Below are 20747 nucleotides of genomic sequence, written 5' to 3'. Positions count from 1 at the left end.
GGCTGACAATGTTAATGCGTCGGCTGACAATGCTAATGCGTCGGCTGACAATGCTAATGCGTCGGCTGACAATGCTAATGTGTTGGCTGACAATGCCAATGTGTTCCCCTGCAATTAAAAACGCTACGCTTTTACGCAAAACTGTAATTAGGGAACTCCAAGAAATAAATTATCCAATTCTTTGATGCAACCCTAATATGATAGGACTTACGCAAAATTACACGCTGTAGGGGCAATTCATGAATTGCCCCTACCTAAAAATAACGGTTTCGGCTATTGTTTGCGTAAGTCCTGTATGAGATTTTTTTCCCCCAATTTCTCCAAATCCACGGCAGTTGTTCCTGGGGGTTTTCCCCTAGAACACTGCGGACGCTCGTTTCGACGCTCGATTACTCGCTCTAAGCGTTCGCGTCGCGTCTCGTAGAGAAGCTATGCCGAAGGCGTTGCCTCTCGAACGCGAGTGCGTCTCCCCTTGGGAGAAGAGAAGGCTTTACGCTGCGCTAACACCACACTGCTTCCCCAACTCCCAGAGCGATGGAATATTTTTTTGTTTGGAAGTCCCTTACAGAGCAATACTGCCCGGTTAAGGTGCATAGTTATTAGAGATCCCCCTTAGTCCCCCTTTTTAAGGGGGGTTGGGGGGCATCGAGTCTTAACCGAACAATATTGCCTTACGGGGTGCTGGTTGGAGTTGGGGTGCTAGTTGGAGTTGGGGTACTGGTTGGAGTTGGGGTGCTAGTTGGAGTTGGGGTGCTAGTTGGAGTTCCAGGATTAATAATGGAACGAACGTGTTGCAGGTGTGCTTGGAGGGTTGGTAGCGCTTGAGTAGCAAATGCTTTCACGTCTGAATCTTGTCCCTGTTGAGCTTCAGTCTGAAATGCGGAGATATCCTTTTCATGATCTTCAAGCATCTGATTCAGATATTGGCGATCAAAGTTAGCACCAGAAAGTTTGGATAAGCGTTGCTTGACTTGCTGATTTTTGCTGCCGATACTAGTTGGCAGCGTCACACCTTTTTGAGTCGCCAACTGTTTAAGTTGATTGTTCACCTGGGTATGATCTTGAACCATACGCTGTCCAAACTGTTTTACCGCCTTGCTAGCTCCACGTTGTGATGCTAGTTGTCCTAGTTGGACTTCTGCTAAACCACCTTGAGCAGCTTCTTTGATAAACTTTTTGTCTGAAGCACTGAGGTTATTTTGCCCTGATGCAGTTGGTGATACAGTTGGGGATGGACTCTCAGTTGCTTGTACAGGTAGAGTTGTAGCAGGTGGAGCTTCAGATGTATTCTGGTCATGGGGAGTAGTTGGTGTGCAACCAGTCGCCAAAGATAAAGCGATCGCCACTAGACCAGTAGAAAGTATTTTGAAGTTGGACATAATCAATGTTCTCCTTGGATAAAGCTATATCTGGCAACGTAGAATGAAAAATAAGCGCGATCGCCCAGTTGAGTACGACCCCTAATGCTGAAGATGACGAGTTGAAATTACGAATTACAAACAAAATTGCGTAGGCGTAGCTCGTCGTAGACATCGCTGTTTGCGTAAATAAAACGGTTAAACAATAGGATTAATATTTACCCCAGCCAAGCTGGATTCATGGCTGTACTATCATTTTGGGTTGTGGTCTTATATCGTTCGTACTGCCCTTTAGCCGCGGCCTCACGGGTACGCGCTAACAGTGCTGTAACTCGTGCCTGATCCATTGGCTCAAAGCTGCGGACTGCTTCAAACGCCTGGTCTAAAATTCTCATGCTGTCGATGCCCGTAATTACAACTGAGGTTGGCAAATTCATGGCGTAGTGTAGGCACTCGATCGCACTGACCGTGTTGCTTCTAAGAATGTAAGACTCCCCGATGGTTTTCATTGCCAGCACACCAATGTTGTTTTTCACTAGCACTGGTAAAACCTGATGTTCAAAACTTCTAAAATGGGCATCCATTACATTTAAGGGCATCTGCACGGTATCGAAGCGAAAACCATTTTGTGTGGCAGTTTCCAGCATCTGAAGGTGAATCTGAGGATTCTTGTGTCCTGTAAAACCGATATAGCGAATTTTGCCCGCTTTCTGCGCTTCGACTACTGCCTCCATCGAGCCGCCAGGAGCAAAGACCCGATCGGGATCTTCAAAGCGCAATATTTCATGATGCTGGATTAAATCAATGTGATCGACCTGCAAATCTTTGAGCGATTCATCAATCTGCATCTTGGCAGCGCCTTTGGTGCGACCGTCGATTTTTGTCATTAGGAAGACCTTTTGACGATAACCATCCTTAAGAGCATTTCCCATCCAACGGTGACTACGGCCGTTGTGATAGTCCCAAGAGTTATCCATAAAGTTGATGCCTCGATCAATGGCACTGCGGATCAGTTTGACACTTTCTTGCTCCTCTTGAATTTTTCCAATGTGATATCCCCCCAAGCCAATCACAGATACTTGTTCTTTGGTGCGTCCGAGGTTGCGATACAACATTTCGCCGCGTCGAGTTGGAGTGGGTGAACTTTGGGCTAGCAATTGAGTATTTTCATCAACAGGTTCTGTTTGGGCTAAAAGCGGCTGCAAAAATCCTTCCGAAACTACAAGTCCTGCCGCCACTAATCCCGAAGCAGAAGCAGTTTTTAACAAGCTGCGTCTACTGATCTCCATAATTGTCTCCTACAACCACCAACAGGAATCAGCCGTATAGTACCACGACAATCTGGCACAAAGACTCTAACTAAGGTGTGTTTTAAAACATACTTCGTAAGAGGCATTCACAATGTCAGCCGATGCACTCACAATGCAAGCCGATGCATTCACAATGCAAGTTGATGCATTCCCAATGTAAGTTGATGCATTCACAATGTAAGTTGCTGTATTCCCAATGTAAGTTGCTGTATTCCCAATGCAAGTTGCTGTATTCCTAATGCAAGCCGATGTATTTGCAATGCTTACTTTTTGTTTAAACTTGCCCGATTTAAAACTTTATCTTACTGATAGTTTTTTAGTTGTAATGGGTACATTAAATATATACTAGATTCGTAAATACATTTATGAGTATCCAAGATACAACACGCCGTTTGCGGCCTCAAACCATTAGTCAAGATATTAGCTCATTCCACGGTTTGCAAACCGTCAGCACCTACAACACGACTCGTGCTGATGCTTCAGATGCAAAGTTACAGGAAGTTTATCAGGGGATGTTGATTTCTCAACAAACTGAAACCGAGAAACTAGCTTTATACCGTGCTGCTTCTGATGCTGCCCGATTAGCACAATGGGAATTTCATAATGCTGTATTAGCCATGAAAGAAGTCGTGCGCGGGCAATATGGTTCAGATAGCGATCAGGCTTAGGCTGTGGGACTGAAGAAAAAATCAGATCGTAAGCGTCCTTCCCGCAAAAAGCTAGTTGCGATGGCGTAACCGCCCGGTGGAAGCGATCGCAAGTTGATCAACTTGATTGAGTTTGGAAATCGGCGATCGCCAATCGTGTGATTAGGCTTTCATCATTTCGGCGATGCCTACGGCTGGCTACGCCTACGCATTGTCAGTAGTCGGCGTTGCAATTTATGAGAGATGCGAACTGCCGAAGGCAGCAGCGCTTCGCTATCGCGCAATTCCTGAAAGCTCAACAGCAGCAATTAATCTCTTATTTCATATCTTGCATTTGCTGATTGCTCGGACGCTCCAACTCCAAATCGTCCCAAGAAACTGGATCTTCTACAGGTTCCAGGTGAGTTGTAACGTGGGTTGAAGGTAGCACCCGAAGAATAGCAAGCTCAATTGCCTCGCACAAATCATGCCCTTGTTGCACTGTCCAAGATCCAGGCACAAGAACATGAAAGGAAACAAAGCGAAGGGTTCCAGCAGTGCGGGTTCGCAAGGCATGAAACTGGATGTCCTGATGTTTGTACTCGTTAAGGATGCTCTTGATTGCGTCAATTTCTTTTTTAGGCAAAGCTGCATCCAGTAACGCGCTACTGGTTTCCCGCAGCAAACGAAATCCTGTCCAAGTAATATTTACTGCTACTATCAGTGCAACAATTGGATCGAGCACGAGAGCGCCTGTTAGCTGGACGAGAATGATTCCAATTACTACACCACCCGAAGTCACCACATCAGTAAACAAGTGGTGAGCATCAGCCCTCAGTGTAATGGAACGTAACCGTCGCCCTGCCCGTAGCAAGATAAAAGCAACAACGCCGTTGATTGCAGTTGCAAAGAGGGAGAGTGCCAACCCGAATCCCAGCTGTGTTAATGGTTCTGGATGCAACAAGCGTCCCCAAGCTTCAACAGCAATACTAATAGCTGCTACTATAATCAACGCACCTTCTGCACCACTGGAGAAGTATTCGGCTTTAGAATGCCCAAAGGCGTGTTCGGCATCGGCTGGTTTATCAGCATAGGTCAATGCCCATACAGCGACCAATGCTGCTACGAGATTTACAATTGATTCAATAGCATCTGAAAGCAAACCTACTGACCCGGTTAGCAGGTAAGCGCCAAATTTTAGGGCAATAGTGACGATTGCCGCTGCAATCGACAAGAAAGCGTAGGAGCGGGCTGTTCGACTACTCATCTCGGTCACGGACGTAATTACAGTGATTCCGAGCTAAGAGTACCAAATTTTACTTGAGTTGGTCATCAGTCCTGAGACTTCTACTGATTAGCAAAAGAAACTACAGGATATCATTGCCAGTATGAACTTCAGGACTTACGCATTGACAATAAATAGTAAATATGTGTAACGTGAATAACCACATCTTTCGTAGGGGTAAAGCATTGCTAAACCCCTACAGCATGGTCTATTTACGCTCAAAAAATAATTAATCAAAGCCTGAAACAACCTATTTTTCTTAATGCACATCATGATGATTTTGTACAGTGCGTAAGTCCTAAACTTCTTGCTCATACTGGCAAACTTACATCTTGCACCTAGCCCTAGCGATTAGAAATCGCGGCTATACAAACGTACCCCTTCGGGGAAGCAAGCTACGCGTAGCGTCTCGCAGAGAAGTCCGCCTATTGCGCTGCGCTTCGCGCACCACGCAAACTAAGGCAAAATCAAGGCTTTTCAACCTGCGGAGGCAGGTAAAGTCTCGTGTAGCCACGACTTCTAGTCGCCTGGTGCAAGATATAAGTAATGTAGCGATCGCCAATCGTGTGATTGAGCTTTCATCGTTTCGGCGATGCCTACGGCTGGCTACGCCTACGCAAATCTATCTACAGCAGCTTGTCTAATGTAATTGGCAAATCACGAACGCGCTTACCTGTGGCATGATAGACAGCGTTAGCGATCGCCGCCGCACTTCCAGTAATCCCAATTTCACCAATTCCCTTGACACCAAGCGGGTTGATATGTGGATCGTGTTCATCCACAAACAACACCTCAATCTCAGGAACGTCTGCATTCACTGGTACGTGATATTCAGCTAAATCGGCGTTGACAACACGCCCCCGATGAGGGTCTGTTACCGTGTGTTCCATTAGCGCCATGCCAATACCATAGATAATTCCACCGATCAGCTGACTGTTAGCTGTTTTAGCATTGAGGATGCGTCCCACGCCAAAAGTTCCCACCCAGCGCGTTACTCGCACTTCACCCAAATCAGGGTCAACGCGGACTTCGGCAAACTGCGCTCCAAATGAGTGCATTGAGAACTTCTTTTGTTCCTCTCCCGGCTTGGCATCTGCACGCGCTTCGATCATTTTCATTCCATGCCGTGCCAAGATTGCCCCATAAGTTTCGGTTGCGGACGATTTATTTTTTAAGAAAAAGCTGCCATCTTGGGCAATCACATCCTCAGCGTTTGAACTATAAAGCGGCGATTTTTGATCGGCAAGTGCTAGTTGCAAAAGCTGACTGCGAGCTTGATTTCCCGCTAAATGCACCGCCGAACTGACACTGGCGGCGGTTTGCGAACCACCGGAAACAGGGGTTTCTGGCATCTTAGTATCGCCTAGTTCAAAGCGGACTTTGTTAACTGGGAGACCGAGTGCCGCAGCTGCGACTTGAGTCATGACAGTATAAGTCCCCGTGCCAATATCTTGTGAGCCGCTCTGCACAACAGCTGTACCGTCTGCCATAATCTGAGCGATCGCCGATGCTGGGGAACGGTTGGTAGGATAAGTAGCTGTCGCCATACCCCAACCAATCAAATAATTACCATCTCGCATCGAACGGGGCTGAGGATTGCGCTTCTGCCAGCCAAACTTTTCTGCCCCTAATTTGTAGCATTGTATGAGTGACTTGCTCGACCAGGGCAGTCCTTTGCTGGGATCGACATCAGCATGGTTACGCAGACGCAGTTCCACCGGATCAATGTTGAGCGCATAAGCCAGTTCGTCCATTGCCGATTCTAAGGCGAACGACCCAGAAGCTTCGCCTGGGGCCCGCATAAAGGTTGGTGTTCCTTCATCAAGCTGAACCAGACGGTGGCTAGTTTCGATATTCGGACAAGCGTAGATCATGCGGGCGCTTTTACCAACAGGTTCGATAAATTCATCGAAAGTTGAAGTCTGCGAAGTCCCAGCGTGTCGCAGAGCGGTTAATTTACCCTCGCGGGTTGCACCGAGAGAAACCTGTTGAATTGTCTCTGGTCGGAAGCCGACAGGCCCATACATTTGTATCCGTCCCAGAACTAATTTTACTGGGCGATTAACCTGCTTTGCGGCGATCGCCGCTAGAGGCACATGCGACCAAGCCGACCCTTTGCAACCGAAGCCACCGCCAACAAAGTAAGACATAATGCGGACTTTCTCTGGCTCAATTCCTAATACCCCCGCAACTTTTTGTTGAGCCGAAAAGATTCCCTGAGTTGCGTCATACAGCAGCAGTTGATCGCCTTGCCAAACTGCTGTTGTGGCATGAGGCTCCATCGGATTGTGATTTTCGATCGGTGTAGTATAAGTTTGCTCGACGCGGACAGCAGCCGCCGCTAGTCCCTGGTTGACATTGCCGTGAACTGAATCGGGCGGCTCCTCTTTAGGGATTTTACCTTTAGGCAAGTATGCCTTAGCGAGGTTGTCCCGCATATTGATCGTTGGTTTCTCTTCGTCATAGCGAACTTGCACGAGGGAAGCAGCGTACATCGCTCGTTCAAAGGTATCGGCAACGACAACACCGATATGCTGACCACTATATAGGATAGCGTTATCTTGCAGCACTTGCAGCTTGCGACCGCCGCCCTTTTCTCCAGATGCTTTTGGTGCGTTGAGGTGGGTAATAACTGCTAATACACCCGGTACTCGCTCCGCCGCCTTTGTATCGATTTGGGCGATCTTACCTTTGGCGATCGTGCTTTGAATTGTCACCGCATAAGTCAGCTTGGCAACCGGAAACTCAGCCGAATAGCGGGCGCCACCAGTTACCTTCAGATGTCCATCGACTCTATTTAGCGGTTTGCCGACAACTGTATTTGTATCCCCTGTATTCATGCCATTCCTCCCACCGTTGTCAGCGCCTTCACAATTGTGCGTTTAGTCAGTTCGACCTTAAACCCGTTGTATTTTTGAGGTTTAGCTCCGGCGATCGCAGCTGTCGCTGCTGCTTGAAATGTTGCCTGGTTTGCGGGCTTGTTCAGAAGTGCTTTTTCAGCCTCGTAGGCACGCCAGGGCTTTGTTCCTACCCCACCAAGAGCAATGCGTGCCGAGCGAATAATCCCATTTTGAATATCTAATGCTGCGGCAACCGATGCCATTGCAAAGGCATAGGAGGCGCGATCGCGGACTTTTAAATAGTGCGATCGCTTCGCCAAGGTTGAAGCAGGTAAATCAACGCCAACTATTAACTCTCCGTGTTGTAAAACTGTCTCCCGTTCTGGTGTATCGCCCGGTAGAAGATGAAAATCGACGAGGGGAATACTGCGCTCTCCATTCGGCCCGTGTGTTTGCACAACGGCATCGAGTGCGATCATTGCCACAGCCATATCAGAAGGATGGGTGGCAATACAGCGATCGCTTCCCCCGAAAATCGCGTGAATGCGATTGTAGCCCTCGATTGCCGCACAACCTGAACCGGGAACGCGCTTATTGCAGGGCATCGAAGTGTCGCGGAAGTAGTAACAACGGGTACGTTGCAGCAAATTCCCGCCCACTGTTGCCATGTTTCGCAGTTGCGGTGATGCCCCAGATAGCAACGCCTCCGATAGCACAGGATAACGTTCCCGAATTATCGCATTATAAGCAACATCGCTATTGCGTGCCATTGCCCCAATCCGTACACCGTTACCTTGCATTTCTATCTTGGTTAGCGGTAGTGGGTTAATGTCAACCAACTCTTTTGGGGTCTGTACATTCAGCTTCATCAAATCAATTAAGCTTGTACCCCCTGCCAAGTAAGCAGCTTGCACCTCTGGGGCGACCAACGCCACGGCATTCTCTGCTTGTCCTGCTTTCTTATAGCTAAACGGGTGCATCTTTTTTTCCCTCTAAGACATCGCGGACAGCAGCCACGATATTTGGATAAGCGCCACAACGGCAGATATTGCCGCTCATCAGTTCGCGAATATCGGCATCCGATTTAGCGTGTCCCTCGTTCACCAAACCCACCGCCGAACAAATCTGTCCAGGTGTGCAGTAGCCGCACTGAAAGGCATCGTGGGCAACAAACGCGGCTTGCATCGGGTGCAGATTGTTTCCTTGTTCCAGCCCTTCAATAGTTGCGATCGCCGCGTCGGTGTGCATAATCGCAAATGTCAGACACGAATTAATCCGCTTCCCATCAACCAGCACTGTGCAAGCACCGCACTGACCGTGATCACAACCTTTTTTAGTACCAATTAGCCCGATGTATTCCCGAAGTGCATCTAGTAAGGTAACACGCGGTTCAATCTGCAAACTATGTGCTGTTCCGTTCACTTGCAGCGTCACCTTCATAGTCTCAGATGTCGAAGTTGCCAGTATTGGAGTAGTTTTTTTGACTTGGGTTTGTGCTACAGCTTTCCCTACAAAATTAGCGATCGTAGCTGCTACTGTGCTGACGACCATCAATTGACCCAACTTGCGACGTCTTAGGACAAACCTCATCTGTTTACTCCATTCTGTTTTTGTTGGTAATAATATTCAGTAATTCTCTTGACTTAAATTCTTTAGATAAAACCACCCTTGATTACAAGCTTTTTTCTAAAAATGACATTGTTAACAGAATACAATTTCATCTTGTGATCGTCTCTCTATCAGAAGATTTATGCCATAAGTATCATCTATAGTTATGAAAAAATTTAAGATATCTTCACTGGGTAAAATAAACCCAGGTATTAGCGGTTAGCCCACTTTTTTATGACTTCAAATCTTCACGCCATGTAAAAATAATTTGCTCCTCAGCTTGCCTAAATTCAATATTAAATTTATCAAACACAACTTCTCGCCCTAAAAGCAATTGTTCTCCACCTGTGTTGGTTTGTAACCATGCTACAGGAGTAATAAAATTGTGTTCATCAATTGTCATTTCCACATTACGTAAAACATACTCAACTCTGCCACCTATAGTTTCTGCCAACAAAGTTGATTCGGAATCAGCCAAAGCATAGCCTAAATCTTGACCAACTTTCAATGAGATTAAACTTAATTCCGCACCAGAATCTACTAACATTGTTATATTAGATTCTATATCTTTGTGTTTTAAAATAACACTATAATTTGGTTGCCAATCATGGCGAACAATGGTGCGGAAGCGAATTGGTAAAATTTCTACAGAAGCAGTGCGACGGGGAACTAGGTAAATTAGGAAAGGCTGTTTGGCAGCATTAGCTAATGCTAAAACTTCGCGTAAGTTTTCGCTGTGAGCCATTATTCCATTTGCATTGTAAGCGACATATTGATTTTTATATAAATCTAATAACATTTGGCGGTTATGATTCAGCCACTTGAGTATTTCATCTCTTTCTCTTTTAGAGGGTGTAGTGTTCATATATTTAATGTTTTCTGTGGATGTGGAATATTTCTGGCACTATTTTTAATCGCCTGGTGCAAGATGTGAGCTACCAAACCTGACTTAAATCCAAAACAAAACCAGGTAGCAACGTTTCACCACAAAGGGTTTTAGGATTATCTAATTCCTCAATCGCAATATTAGGACGATAAATGAAAACTCGGCGTTGTTTTCTATCAATTAACCAACCAAGTTGTGTCCCATTATCAATATACTCTTGCATTTTATCTTGTAAAACTTGCAAGCGATGCCTACGGCGGGAAACTACGCTCTGGGAACGCAATTCAATCACAAACTCAGGACAAATAGGCGCAAACTTTTTTTGCAGTTCTGGTGGTATCGCTTCCCAGCGATCGCGTTTTATCCACGCTGCATCCGGCGATGTCTACGACGGGCTACGCCTACGCACTGCACCATTCGGCAAAGTAAACCCACCACTGGAACCAAACCCTACACCTGTACCATCTTGCTTTGTCCAAATACCCAACTGAACAATAATATCAAAGTTATGTTGATCGGTTTCGGAACCAGTTGGGGGCATAATGACTAATTCTCCAGCAGGATTACGTTCGATACGAAAGTCGCGGTTTAGCTGACAAAATTCATAAAACTGATCTTCGGTTAGTGCGATGTCTTCGACAAGCCGCTTTGCATCTACGCAGGTTGCAGCTGCAACACCATTGGTACAATTTCTGTAATGACTGGGGATATTGGGTAAACCAATGGATTTGGATTTCAAACGCTGCAACACCATTGGTACAATTTCTGTAATGACTGGTAAGTTGGTGGTCATAATTACTTTTTAAAGACTTCACCTGTCTTCACGATATCTCTTAGTGGAAATTTTAAGTGAGGAGTCGTCAGGCAATCAATTTGCTTAATTTAGCGTAGTTCGCCCAAAATACGGAGTTCTAACCCTGGAGCAGCAAACGCCAACCCTGGAGCAGCAAACGCCAACCCTAGAACAGCAAACGCCAACCCGGAAGCAGCTAACGCTAACCCTGAAGCAGCTAACGCCAACCCGGAAGCAGCAAACGCCAACCCTGGAGCAGCAAACGCCAACCCTGAAGCTGCAAACGTCAACCCGGAAGCTGCAAACGCCAACCCGGAAGCTGCAAACGCCAACCCGGAAGCTGCTAACGTCAACCCGATGTGATTTGGGACTATTTCCTTTCAAACCTCAGCAATCTTAACCAACAGCAAACTCGGTAAATTGCCGTTTAAAGGGAGAATGAAAAGCCAAAACGATGTCTTTTTTGGGTATACCTCGACTAATAAGTTCATTGGCGATACCTCCTTCAGTACCATCATGTTGAATCCAAATTTTTTCGTTTTTAATATCTAGATGCAAAACACAACCATATACACGGCGCTTATTTGACCACCCCGCGTTGACAAGTTGGTAGCGATCGCGTTCTCTATCAAAAATAACTTCTGCCTCGACTTCTTCGTTGCTGCCTTTAATTTCGCTGTAAACTAGCAACAGTTCTTGAATAAGTTGACGGTACTGTTCTACTTTTGCCATTTTACGATCGCCTCCTCTTCTGGGTCGAAAACAATTAGCCGAACTTGGTAGCGTTGGATTAATAAGCGTGGCAGTTCTAAAGTAAAAAAAGAACGATAGGTGTCTAAGGGAACTGCTAAATATAGAAGTCTCTCAGGTTGTTCTTCTTCAAGTGCTAGTTGATATTTGAGATACTGTCCTAAAGCAGTACTAAATTCAGTTGTAGTAGATGGAGCAACAAAGCTTTTAACTTCAACCGCAATTTTTTCTTGATTTCGTTCAGCTGCTAAAACTTTCTCTGCACCGAGGTCGATGTACATATCCAAACCACCAAAACGGAGGAAAAGCGGGTCATTAGTGATGAGCCAACCCTCTTTCTCTAAAGCTCGTCTTACTGCATCATGGAATATGTCTTTCGCTGGCATAGATTCCTAGCATTTTTATTTGGTCATGCTTTGAGTGTAACTGTTTTAGCTCTTTGTATAAACACTGATATTGTATCTAGATCAGCCTTTTTCGGTACTATCAAACTAGCTTACTGCCTACCAAACTTGACTTAAATCCAAAACAAACCCAGGTAGCAATGTTTCACCATAAAGGGTTTTAGGGTTATTTAAAACTTCAATAGCAGTATTAGGACGATAAATAAAAACTTGGCGTTGTTTTCTATCAATTAACCAACCAAGTTGTGTTCCATTATCAATATACTCTTGCATCTTATCTTGTAAAATTCGTAAGTTATCGCTCTCAGAACGCAATTCAATCACAAATTCAGGACAAATCGGCGCAAATTTTTTTCGCAGTTCCGGTGATATAGCTTCCCAGCGATCGCATTTTATCCACGCTGCATCGGGAGAACGCACCGCACCATTGGGCAAAGTAAACCCACCACTGGAACCAAACCCTACACCTGTACCATCTTGCTTTGTCCAAATACCTAACTGAACAATAACGTCAAAGTTATGTTGATCGGTTTCGGAACCAGTAGGGGGCATAATCACTAATTCTCCAGCAGGATTACGTTCGATACGAAAGTCGGGGTTTAGCTGACAAAATTCATAAAACTGATCTTCGGTTAGTGCGATCGCAGGTTGCAATTGCAAGACCATTGGTATAATTTCTGGGGCTACAGGTAAATTAGTGGTCATAATTCATTTTTGGGAACTTCACCTCTCTTCAGGATATATCTTGGCAAAATTTTAGGGGTGGTTTCGTAACCACCCCTTTATTCCCCTCATATTTAGAATTTAGTTGCAGCCCCCTGAATGGGAAGTTAATTTACTCAGAAATATTAATCGAACTTTCAACTTGAGAATTAGCCAATGTTGGTGCAGAGAAAATCCGCGAGTACAGACTTGATGGTTGCTGATGAGCAACAACTGGTAAAACTTGGCGAACATGGGCGGCTAATTCTACTGCCTTTACATCATAAGTCTGCGTTGCCAACTTGGGATAAAACCCAATTCCGATGATTGGCAGCAGCAAACAAGCGGTAATAAATATTTCGCGGGGTTTGACATCAGATATTACAGCATCCAAGTGCAACTCTTCACTTTGCTCACCATAGAACACTTGACGCAGCATCGACAGTAAATAAATTGGTGTCAAAATCACGCCAACGGCTGACAGCAGCACGACTACAACTTTGAAGCTGGAACTGTAAACATCACTGGTGGCGATACCCAAAAATACCATCAACTCACCCACAAAACCACTCATTCCGGGTAAGGCGAGAGAAGCCATTGAACCAATAGTAAACAGAGCAAAAGTTTTGGGCATTACTTTCGCTATACCGCCCATTTTATCCATCATCAAGGTGTGGGTGCGATCGTAAGTCACGCCAGACAAGAAGAACAAGCTAGCAGCAATCAACCCGTGAGAAACCATCTGTAGCACTGCACCGCTGATACCCAGTTCTGTGTAGGAGGCAATCCCAATCAGCACAAACCCCATGTGGGCAATTGAAGAGTAAGCCAAGCGGCGTTTGAGATTGGTTTGGGCAAAGGCACAACAAGCACCGTAGACAATATTCACCACACCCAAAATTGCTAACACTGGCGCAAAAGTCACATGGGCATTAGGCAACATTTCCACATTGAAGCGGATAAGGGCATAACCACCCATTTTTAACAACACACCAGCCAAAATCATCGAACTGGGTGCTGATGCTTCACCGTGGGCATCAGGTAGCCAAGTGTGTAAAGGGAAAATCGGTAACTTCACACCGAAGGCAATCAAGAAACCTGCATAAACTAGCAATTCCAAGGTTTTGGGATATTCCTTCATTCCCAGAGTCGCCATATCGAAGGTGACGGTATCTCCTGAGAATGCCATTGCAAAACCGGCAATCAAGATAAATATTGATGCGGCGGCGGTGTAAAGAATGAATTTGGTAGCCGCATAACGGCGGTTTTGTCCTCCCCAGATGGAAATCAGCAGGTAAACCGGCACTAACTCGATTTCCCACATCAGGAAGAACAACAGCAAATCCTGGGCGACAAATACGCCAAGTTGGGCGCTGTACATCGCTAACATCAAACCATAAAATAATCGCGGCTTGGTGGTAACTTTCCAAGCCGCGAATATTGCGAGGGTATTTATTAAGCCTGTCAGAAGCAGTAAGGGCATCGATAAACCATCAACCCCCACAGCCCAATGCAAACCTAACTGCGGTATCCAAGGATAGTTTTCTACAAGTTGCAGTGTTGAACTCTGGAAGTCGTACTTATACCAAAAGGCATAAATCATCAGTGCAAAGTCGGCAAAAGCAACTCCCAAACCATACCACCGGACAGTTGTACCTTCTTTGTCTGGGATTAGGGGGATGGCTAAGGCAGCCACCAAGGGTAAGAGGATTATGGCTGTTAGCCAGGGAAATTCAATAGCATTCATCACTTCTGACAATCAATTTGCTTTCTCGCTTTTAGTTACATTATATTAAGTAAATTTGACTTTTGTAACCTTTATTGAAGTCCAAAAGATTAAACTTTTGCTTTCAACAGGAATATATACTCATCCAATGTCAATTTTTCAGGACAAATAAGAATAAATACTTATCGGATTTTGCCGTTTTCCATTTTAAATGTAAACTTTTGCAACGTCAACAAAAAACGGCAGCTTTAGCGCCGTTACAATATCGTTACATTTTCTGGTTAAGACTAATTCCTGTGGTAATGATAAAATTCCTAGCTTCTTCAATACTCATTCTCACCAATTATTTAGGCAATGAGTGCATTTTTCCTGTGATAAAAATTCTTATCACAGGAATAGACATATTTTAGGGCGACGACTCAAACTCAAATCCGGTAAGCATCTTGGACTTAGCGTACATTCGTGTTCTATTACTACTCGCGCGGTTTAACCCAGAGAAAACTCACAACCATTTGAACGGTAAGCCGATTTACTTTGATGTATTTCTATAATATGAGCAAATTGATTTCTCAGGTTTTATTAAATTATTCAATCAATAACTTAAATTTTTTATTTCTCCGAAGAGTATGAAAATCAGGATCAGTTTTTGCCATATTTCGACTTTCTTCAAAATTTAACTTGATTGCAATTTTTAAATTTTTTATTGCTCGTCTACTATTACCTATTAGTGCATAAGATCGAGCTTTATTATACCAAGCAATATGATTGTCAGGTTGAATTTTTAAACCTTTATTTAAGCTAGTAATAGCTTCTTTATAACGCCTTAATTTTATAAGAACAAAGCTTTTATTAAAGCAAGCTATATAGTCATTAGGTTTAAATTCAAGAGCTTTGTTACAACTAGCAAGCGCCTCTTCATAACAACCCAAGTAATACAATGCACAACCTTTATTTGCACAACTTAGTTCAAAATCCGACTTAATTTCAAGCGCTTTATTGAAGTTGCTAAGAGCTTCTTCACAAAGTTTAAAGTCTTCTTCATAAAAATGTTGATTATGAAAATTGGGTAAGCTCAGACCAATCTCTAAGGCTTTATCGTAAATAGCTATTCTTCCGTCATTAGAATATTTTTTAAGCAGTAAATAGCCTTTATTATTCCATGCCAAGTGGCTATCGGGTTTAATTTTCTGTACTTTATCAAAACACTCTATAGCTTTTTCATAACATCCTAAGTTGTAAAGAACATTTCCCCGGTCATACCAAGCTTGTTCGTAATCAGGTTTAAATTTCAATGCTTGGTCATACGAGGCAAGCGCTTCTTCATATTGTTCTAAATTAAACAGTGCAATGCCCCGATTGTCCCAAGCTTCGTAATTATCAGGTTGAATTTTTAGCGCTTGGTCGAAGGATGCGACCGCTTCTTGATAGCGTCCTAAATTTCCTAGCGCATTGCCCCGATTATTCCAAGCTTCGTATTTATCAGGTTGAATTTTCAGCGCTTGGTCATAGGAGGCAATAGCTTCTTCATACTGTCCTAAACTAAACAGCGCATTGCCCCTATTGTTCCAAGCTTTGTAATTATCAGGTTGAATTTTTAGCGCTTTGTCATAGGATGCGACCGCTTCTTGATAGCGTCCTAAATTTAACAGTGCAATGCCCCTATTGTTCCAAATTTCGTATTTATCAGGTTGAATTTTCAGTGCTTTGTCATAGGAAGCAATAGCTTCTTCATACTGTTCTAAATTAAACAGTGTATTGCCCCGATTATTCCAAATTTCGTAATCATCAGGTTGAATTTTCAGTGCTTGCTCATAGGAGGCAATCGCTTCTTCATACTGTCCTAAATTCAATAGTGCATTGCCCCGATTATTCCAAATTTCGTAATCATCAGGTTGAATTTTCAGTGCTTGCTCATAGGAGGCAATCGCTTCTTCATACTGTCCTAAATTCAATAGTGCATTGCCCCGATTATTCCAAATTTCGTAATCATCAGGTTGAATTTTCAGTGCTTGCTCATAGGAGGCAATCGCTTCTTCATACTGTCCTAAATTCAATAGTGCATTGCCCCGATTATTCCAAATTTCGTAATCATCAGGTTGAATTTTCAGTGCTTGCTCATAGGAGGCAATCGCTTCTTCATACTGTCCTAAATTCAATAGTGCATTGCCCCGATTATTCCAAATTTCGTAATCATCAGGTTGAATTTTCAGTGCTTGCTCATAGGAGGCAATCGCTTCTTCATACCGTCCTGAAATTAATAACACAGTGCCACGATTCTTCCAGGTTTCGCCGAAATTTGGCTGAATTTTTAGTGCTTGTTCATAGGAGGCAATCGCTTCTTCATGCCGTCCTAAAATTGATAATGCAGTACCCCGATTATGCCAAGCTTCGCAAAAACTTTTGTTAATTTTTATGACTTCATTATAAGTGTAAATGGCTTCTTTATAATCTTGCTCAATAAAATGTAAAATTCCCAGATCAAACAATAATTTACTTTTGAAGCTAACTGTTTGATGGTCTTCTGCAATTAGTTCTTGAATTGTTATTATTTCTTTATTCCTTTCTTCTGCTGTTAAAGTAGTATATTTTTCATAGTCTCCTACTGGGAATATCCGTGATGATTCTTGCTTTAGAGTTTCTGCATCTATGGGAAATTCAAACATTCCAGAACGCCAATCAAAAAAGTCAGGAGCGCGTTGGATAAAATACTTAATAGCAAATTGAGGTAGCAAGAACACAAAACAAATATTAAAGCTATCTCTGAAACTTTCCCTCTGTTGGTTGAGGTTAATTAAAACAGGTGGCACACCCTTCCAACTATATGAATAAATATCCTTACTATTCCAACCAGTCAATATTTTACATTCTTCATATTCATAAAATGAAGAATGTAATCCTGTAATAAATAAAATTTTTATACTTTCTTTGTTATGTAATTTAGCAATTATTTCGTATAAATTGCTAACAGATTTATCTAATCGTAAAACTTCTATACTTTTATCCTTAATATCTTCCTTGACTTTGGTAATTATCCGCTCACCTTCGGCTGGAGAACAACGGACAAATAATAAGCCAAAACCTTCTATGAAGTTAAGAGTACGAACTAAGGCTTGGTATTCCTCGTCTCCCTCAGCTGCAAAATCATTATCCCAATTCGTCAGTTTTAATACCATAATCGTAGTCAGATAACACTAACTATTAGCGGCTGATAACACCGTTACTTATCTTCGGATGGGTATAAGAGATTGTAAATGTCTTGAAATTCTTTAATTCCTTTAATGAGAGGATGAATATCATACCAAACTTTGCTATTTCCCTGCTCATCCAAATAACGATATTCCAAAATACAACGATTAAATAATAATCCGCGATACAGTGGTTCATTTTCTATCTGTTTAGAATGATATACTTTAGCTAGTGCCTCCCATTCATTAGCAAAGATGGTATTTCTATAAGTATTTCGCAACTCGCTAATTGACCGTTGTAAGGCTCTATTACTAATCGTGTTGGCGTTAGTATATTTAATTGCTTCCTTCATTAATAATAACAAATTCCGCACATGACCACCACTCATCAGGCATAGTTGCTCTAATGCCTCACTCTGCTCAAACATATCCACAATAGATAAACTAGCATCTATAGAACTCAGCCGTTTTTGCAGGACTTCCATAACTTTATTTATTCCCTTTTGGTAGCTTTCATTTTCAGGAGTTTGCACCATAATCATTGGCAATACCGGAGCATTCCCATAGATATTTGCTATATCGACTGCTCGATTAGAATAAAGTAAAGAAATAGGTACTGTGTAAACTAGATGGCAATCTAAAGCCTGGAGTTGTTCGCTGCGGTCTAGAAAAATCTGCTCATGATTGCTACGTCCATCTTCTTGAGCAATAGGGACTATCCGATCTAAGTTATCAGCAATTAATACTAGTTGAGAATATCCTGAAGGTAAGTTATTTTTTGCATCTTTAATAAAATCATTTAACGCTTCAATTAAAGTTATTGTATAGGGGTTGACTCGCTCACGAATTTTTTGGCGTTGGCTAGGTTCGGCTCGTAAATTTGCTGTGATTTTGGCAAATTGGGAGATTTGCGCTTCTATGGTTAATTTATCTAGGGATACTTCAGTCAGTGCGAAATCTTTTAAATCTTGCCAGCGGTTGTTTAACCATTTCAACAAACTGGCAGGAGAAGCATTATCTTTTAACGCTTCTAATAAGTGTCGTGTACAAGCTAAGAGAATATCTGTATATTGGGCATCTTCTGGCTCAATATCTGCTTCATCGGCAGCAAAATAAACCACAAAGCAGCCTTCCTCATCTAAATATTTTCGCAACCGTAGCAATTCTGTTGACTTTCCTGCACCGCGATGACCTGCATAAAGTTGACAAGTCATTCTATCTGACAACAAAATCTCTTTACCTATTTCTACAAGGATGTCGCCATCTCCCCGCACAGCCTGACAATCTACATATTTTGGATCGCCAGCAGGTAAGGGTCGAAATGGGTCGAAAACATTGTATATCCGCTTTAAAAGTGCAAAATCTTGCGTCATAGGTTCAAGTCTCTTGATATGGACGATTTTAGTAACTGTCTTGTCATATCAAATGGTTCTTGAAAAAGTCAATGTTAGTAAAGTATTTCTAGTTTAGAAATGCTGGCATTAAACAATTCGGTTGACAATTGTCCAAACTTCCCCATCTGAGCGGACATAGGGAACGGAGATTGTTTTGAACCCAGTAATGAAGGGCTTGTAATAAATCTGCCAATACATTGGACTCAGTTGATTGGCACAAGCCTTAAGAAAACGGACTTCTGTCGCCAGTTCACCCGCCAGTTGATTAATGCGTTGAGCATGAACCTGTGCCACTTCTTTCGCTGACTCTAGCTGCTGCTGTTGGATAAGTTGTTTTGATTCAACTTGCGATCGCACTAGCTTACCTTGTTTTTGTTTTATCTGGCCTTCCAAGGCTGCGATCGCTGCATCTATGCCCTGGAGTTCAACTGATAATTGGGCATTTTCTCTGGCTTGACGGCGGTACGCTTCAACCATTGCCTGGGGTGAATCATTCTCGCCAGAAATTACATTATTAATAGTGAGTGCAGCGCGTTCTTCTAGTAGAATCTGAATTTGAGAGTTAAGCGCCGCCATTTCAGCCTGAATTTGCTCCATAAATCGAGTTTTAAGTGCTGAGTAAAATAGTAATCTAATTTTTTAAAAGCTTTTTGCGCCTTGGGTATCGAGAGAAAGCGATCGCACCTCGGCTGTAATTCCTTCTTCTTGCCAAGCAGCTAACATCGCCGCCTCCACAGCCTCTGAGTGTAACTTATCCGCCAAAGCTAACAGTGTCGGCCCCGCACCACTAATCACCATACCATAAGCACCAGCACTAACAGCCGCGATGTTGAGAGCATCATAACCAGGAATCAAAGCTTTGCGATAAGGCTGATGCAATTTATCTTGCAAAGCTGTCTTTAACCATTGTCCGTTAGCAGTTTCCAAGCCGCGCAACAATAACCCCAAATGTGCGGTATTGAAAATCGCATCGGCGCGACTTACTTCAGTTGGGAGAACACCCCGCGCCTTTGAAGTGGAAAGTTCAAAATCAGGAATAGCCACAACTGGTACAACATCTTGATGCCAGGGAACATCACAAATTTCCCAACCTGCGCCACTGGTAACAGCGAGACGACATCCTCCCAACAAGGCTGGAACTACATTATCAGGATGTCCTTCCATTGCGATCGCTAACTCCATTACCTGCGACTGAGAGAGAGGCACACCCTCAAGTTGATTAGCAGCAACCAACCCACCAACAATTGCTGTCGCCGAACTACCCAAACCCCTCGCCAACGGAACACCTAACTTAATCTCTATTTTTACAGTCGGCGGTGTCTGCTCTATATGTTGATAGAACTTGAAAAACGCTTGGTAGAGGAGATTACTCTCATCAGTTTGGACTCGTTCCGCTTCGGTACCAGTGACATGAATAGTTAGCCCACCCTCTTCTAGGCGAGTGAACTTGAACTGGTTGTACAGCTTTAAAGCTGCACCGATGCAATCAAAACCAGGCCCCAAATTCGCAGTTGTGGCGGGAACGGTAACAGTGATAGCAGAAACAACAGACATTGGCAAAACTCACTAATCATCAACCAGCATCCCATGTAAAGGGTTGATTTGCTCATGAATTAGGCTAAATGCTTGGGAATGACCAGAGCGGATTATTTGTCAGAGATGGTAAAAAACAACCTTCTACGGCTTAGTTTTAGCAACGGAAAAATTTTGAGCGTTAAGGCTGATTAGTTACAACCAGTATGGTGTAACTAATCAGCCTTTGCTTTTTACCCTTACCGACTCAGCCACCAGCCGTATGGCTCCGGTAGAACTTTCTTGCTGCACGAGCCGCCCCTGGAACTGTACGAAGCCAGGGGAGCTTACAGCGCCTGGCTCGTGGG

Annotated in this window: 18 protein-coding genes and 2 pseudogenes; 2 read left to right on the top strand and 18 right to left on the bottom strand. The window is 43.5% G+C overall.

Annotation, left to right across the window (positions count from 1 at the left end; translation table 11 throughout):
• Nucleotides 1–671: 671 nt before the first annotated feature.
• Genes HWQ41_RS15090 through HWQ41_RS15080 form a run of 3 tightly spaced genes read right to left on the bottom strand, consistent with a single transcriptional unit; the run spans nt 672 to nt 2647 of the window.
• A complete protein-coding gene (locus HWQ41_RS15090; RefSeq protein WP_292764050.1) occupies nt 672–1379 on the bottom strand; it encodes a DUF4142 domain-containing protein in 708 nt (235 codons plus the stop codon).
• Nucleotides 1294–1533 (bottom strand): hypothetical protein, encoded by a 240-nt coding sequence (locus HWQ41_RS15085; protein ID WP_292764045.1) that lies wholly within the window; start codon nt 1531–1533, stop codon nt 1294–1296. The genes HWQ41_RS15090 and HWQ41_RS15085 overlap by 86 nt, the downstream gene beginning before the upstream one ends.
• A 43-nt stretch (nt 1534–1576) precedes the next feature.
• Nucleotides 1577–2647: an aldo/keto reductase gene (locus tag HWQ41_RS15080; RefSeq protein ID WP_292764043.1), complete on the bottom strand. Its 1071-nt coding sequence runs from the start codon at nt 2645–2647 to the stop codon at nt 1577–1579.
• Nucleotides 2648–3033: 386 nt separating this feature from the next.
• Here HWQ41_RS15080 and HWQ41_RS15075 point away from each other — a divergent pair.
• Nucleotides 3034–3333, top strand: a pseudogene (locus HWQ41_RS15075) (hypothetical protein); the annotation flags it as partial.
• Nucleotides 3334–3631: 298 nt separating this feature from the next.
• Here HWQ41_RS15075 and HWQ41_RS15070 read toward each other — a convergent pair.
• Nucleotides 3632–4561 carry a cation diffusion facilitator family transporter gene (locus HWQ41_RS15070; RefSeq protein WP_292764040.1) on the bottom strand — a complete coding sequence of 310 codons (930 nt, stop codon included), beginning with the start codon at nt 4559–4561 and terminating at the stop codon, nt 3632–3634.
• Nucleotides 4562–4911: 350 nt separating this feature from the next.
• Here HWQ41_RS15070 and HWQ41_RS15065 point away from each other — a divergent pair, with 350 nt between their 5' ends.
• A complete protein-coding gene (locus HWQ41_RS15065; protein ID WP_292764038.1) occupies nt 4912–5223 on the top strand; it encodes a hypothetical protein in 312 nt (103 codons plus the stop codon).
• Here HWQ41_RS15065 and HWQ41_RS15060 read toward each other — a convergent pair.
• The 14 genes and pseudogenes from HWQ41_RS15060 to thrB all read right to left on the bottom strand — a co-directional run bounded on the left by HWQ41_RS15060 (nt 5206) and on the right by thrB (nt 20421).
• Nucleotides 5206–7419, bottom strand: a complete 2214-nt coding sequence (locus tag HWQ41_RS15060; RefSeq protein WP_292764036.1) for a xanthine dehydrogenase family protein molybdopterin-binding subunit — start codon at nt 7417–7419, stop codon at nt 5206–5208. The genes HWQ41_RS15065 and HWQ41_RS15060 overlap by 18 nt on opposite strands.
• Nucleotides 7416–8399 (bottom strand): xanthine dehydrogenase family protein subunit M, encoded by a 984-nt coding sequence (locus HWQ41_RS15055; RefSeq protein ID WP_292764034.1) that lies wholly within the window; start codon nt 8397–8399, stop codon nt 7416–7418. The genes HWQ41_RS15060 and HWQ41_RS15055 overlap by 4 nt, the downstream gene beginning before the upstream one ends.
• Nucleotides 8386–9009 (bottom strand): 2Fe-2S iron-sulfur cluster-binding protein, encoded by a 624-nt coding sequence (locus HWQ41_RS15050; RefSeq protein ID WP_292764032.1) that lies wholly within the window; start codon nt 9007–9009, stop codon nt 8386–8388. The genes HWQ41_RS15055 and HWQ41_RS15050 overlap by 14 nt, the downstream gene beginning before the upstream one ends.
• Before the next feature lie 250 nt (nt 9010–9259).
• Entirely contained in the window at nt 9260–9892 is a 633-nt protein-coding gene (locus HWQ41_RS15045) for a retropepsin-like domain-containing protein (RefSeq protein WP_292764029.1), read from the bottom strand.
• Between the two features lie 70 nt (nt 9893–9962).
• Nucleotides 9963–10594, bottom strand: a pseudogene (locus HWQ41_RS15040) (Uma2 family endonuclease).
• Nucleotides 10595–10795: 201 nt separating this feature from the next.
• Nucleotides 10796–11059, bottom strand: coding sequence for a hypothetical protein (locus HWQ41_RS15035; RefSeq protein ID WP_292764026.1), 264 nt, complete (start codon nt 11057–11059; stop codon nt 10796–10798).
• Between the two features lie 43 nt (nt 11060–11102).
• Complete coding sequence (locus HWQ41_RS15030; protein WP_292764024.1) at nt 11103–11438, bottom strand: XisI protein; 336 nt, start codon at nt 11436–11438, stop codon at nt 11103–11105.
• The gene (locus HWQ41_RS15025) at nt 11426–11842 is read right to left on the bottom strand and encodes a XisH family protein (protein WP_292764021.1); all 417 of its coding nucleotides are present in this window, start codon (nt 11840–11842) and stop codon (nt 11426–11428) included. Before HWQ41_RS15025 ends, HWQ41_RS15030 begins: the two co-directional genes overlap by 13 nt.
• A 117-nt stretch (nt 11843–11959) precedes the next feature.
• On the bottom strand, nt 11960–12565 hold the full coding sequence (locus HWQ41_RS15020) for a Uma2 family endonuclease (RefSeq protein ID WP_292764019.1): 606 nt from the start codon (nt 12563–12565) through the stop codon (nt 11960–11962).
• A gap of 130 nt (nt 12566–12695) precedes the next feature.
• Complete coding sequence (locus HWQ41_RS15015; protein WP_292764016.1) at nt 12696–14309, bottom strand: NAD(P)H-quinone oxidoreductase subunit 4; 1614 nt, start codon at nt 14307–14309, stop codon at nt 12696–12698.
• A gap of 563 nt (nt 14310–14872) precedes the next feature.
• The gene (locus HWQ41_RS15010; protein ID WP_292764013.1) at nt 14873–17461 is read right to left on the bottom strand and encodes a tetratricopeptide repeat protein; all 2589 of its coding nucleotides are present in this window, start codon (nt 17459–17461) and stop codon (nt 14873–14875) included.
• Nucleotides 17462–17505: 44 nt separating this feature from the next.
• Nucleotides 17506–18846, bottom strand: a complete 1341-nt coding sequence (locus tag HWQ41_RS15005) for an ATP-binding protein (protein ID WP_292764011.1) — start codon at nt 18844–18846, stop codon at nt 17506–17508.
• Nucleotides 18847–18954: 108 nt separating this feature from the next.
• Entirely contained in the window at nt 18955–19464 is a 510-nt protein-coding gene (locus HWQ41_RS15000) for a hypothetical protein (RefSeq protein WP_292764008.1), read from the bottom strand.
• A gap of 42 nt (nt 19465–19506) precedes the next feature.
• Complete coding sequence (gene thrB / locus HWQ41_RS14995; protein ID WP_292764005.1) at nt 19507–20421, bottom strand: homoserine kinase; 915 nt, start codon at nt 20419–20421, stop codon at nt 19507–19509.
• Between the last annotated feature and the right edge of the window lie 326 nt (nt 20422–20747).

It is taken from the genome of Nostoc sp. NOS(2021) (assembly GCF_017115025.1).
Classification (GTDB): domain Bacteria; phylum Cyanobacteriota; class Cyanobacteriia; order Cyanobacteriales; family Nostocaceae; genus Nostoc.
The sequence above is the reverse complement of the archived record's forward strand: the minus strand, read 5'-3'. Positions and strand labels throughout refer to the sequence as shown.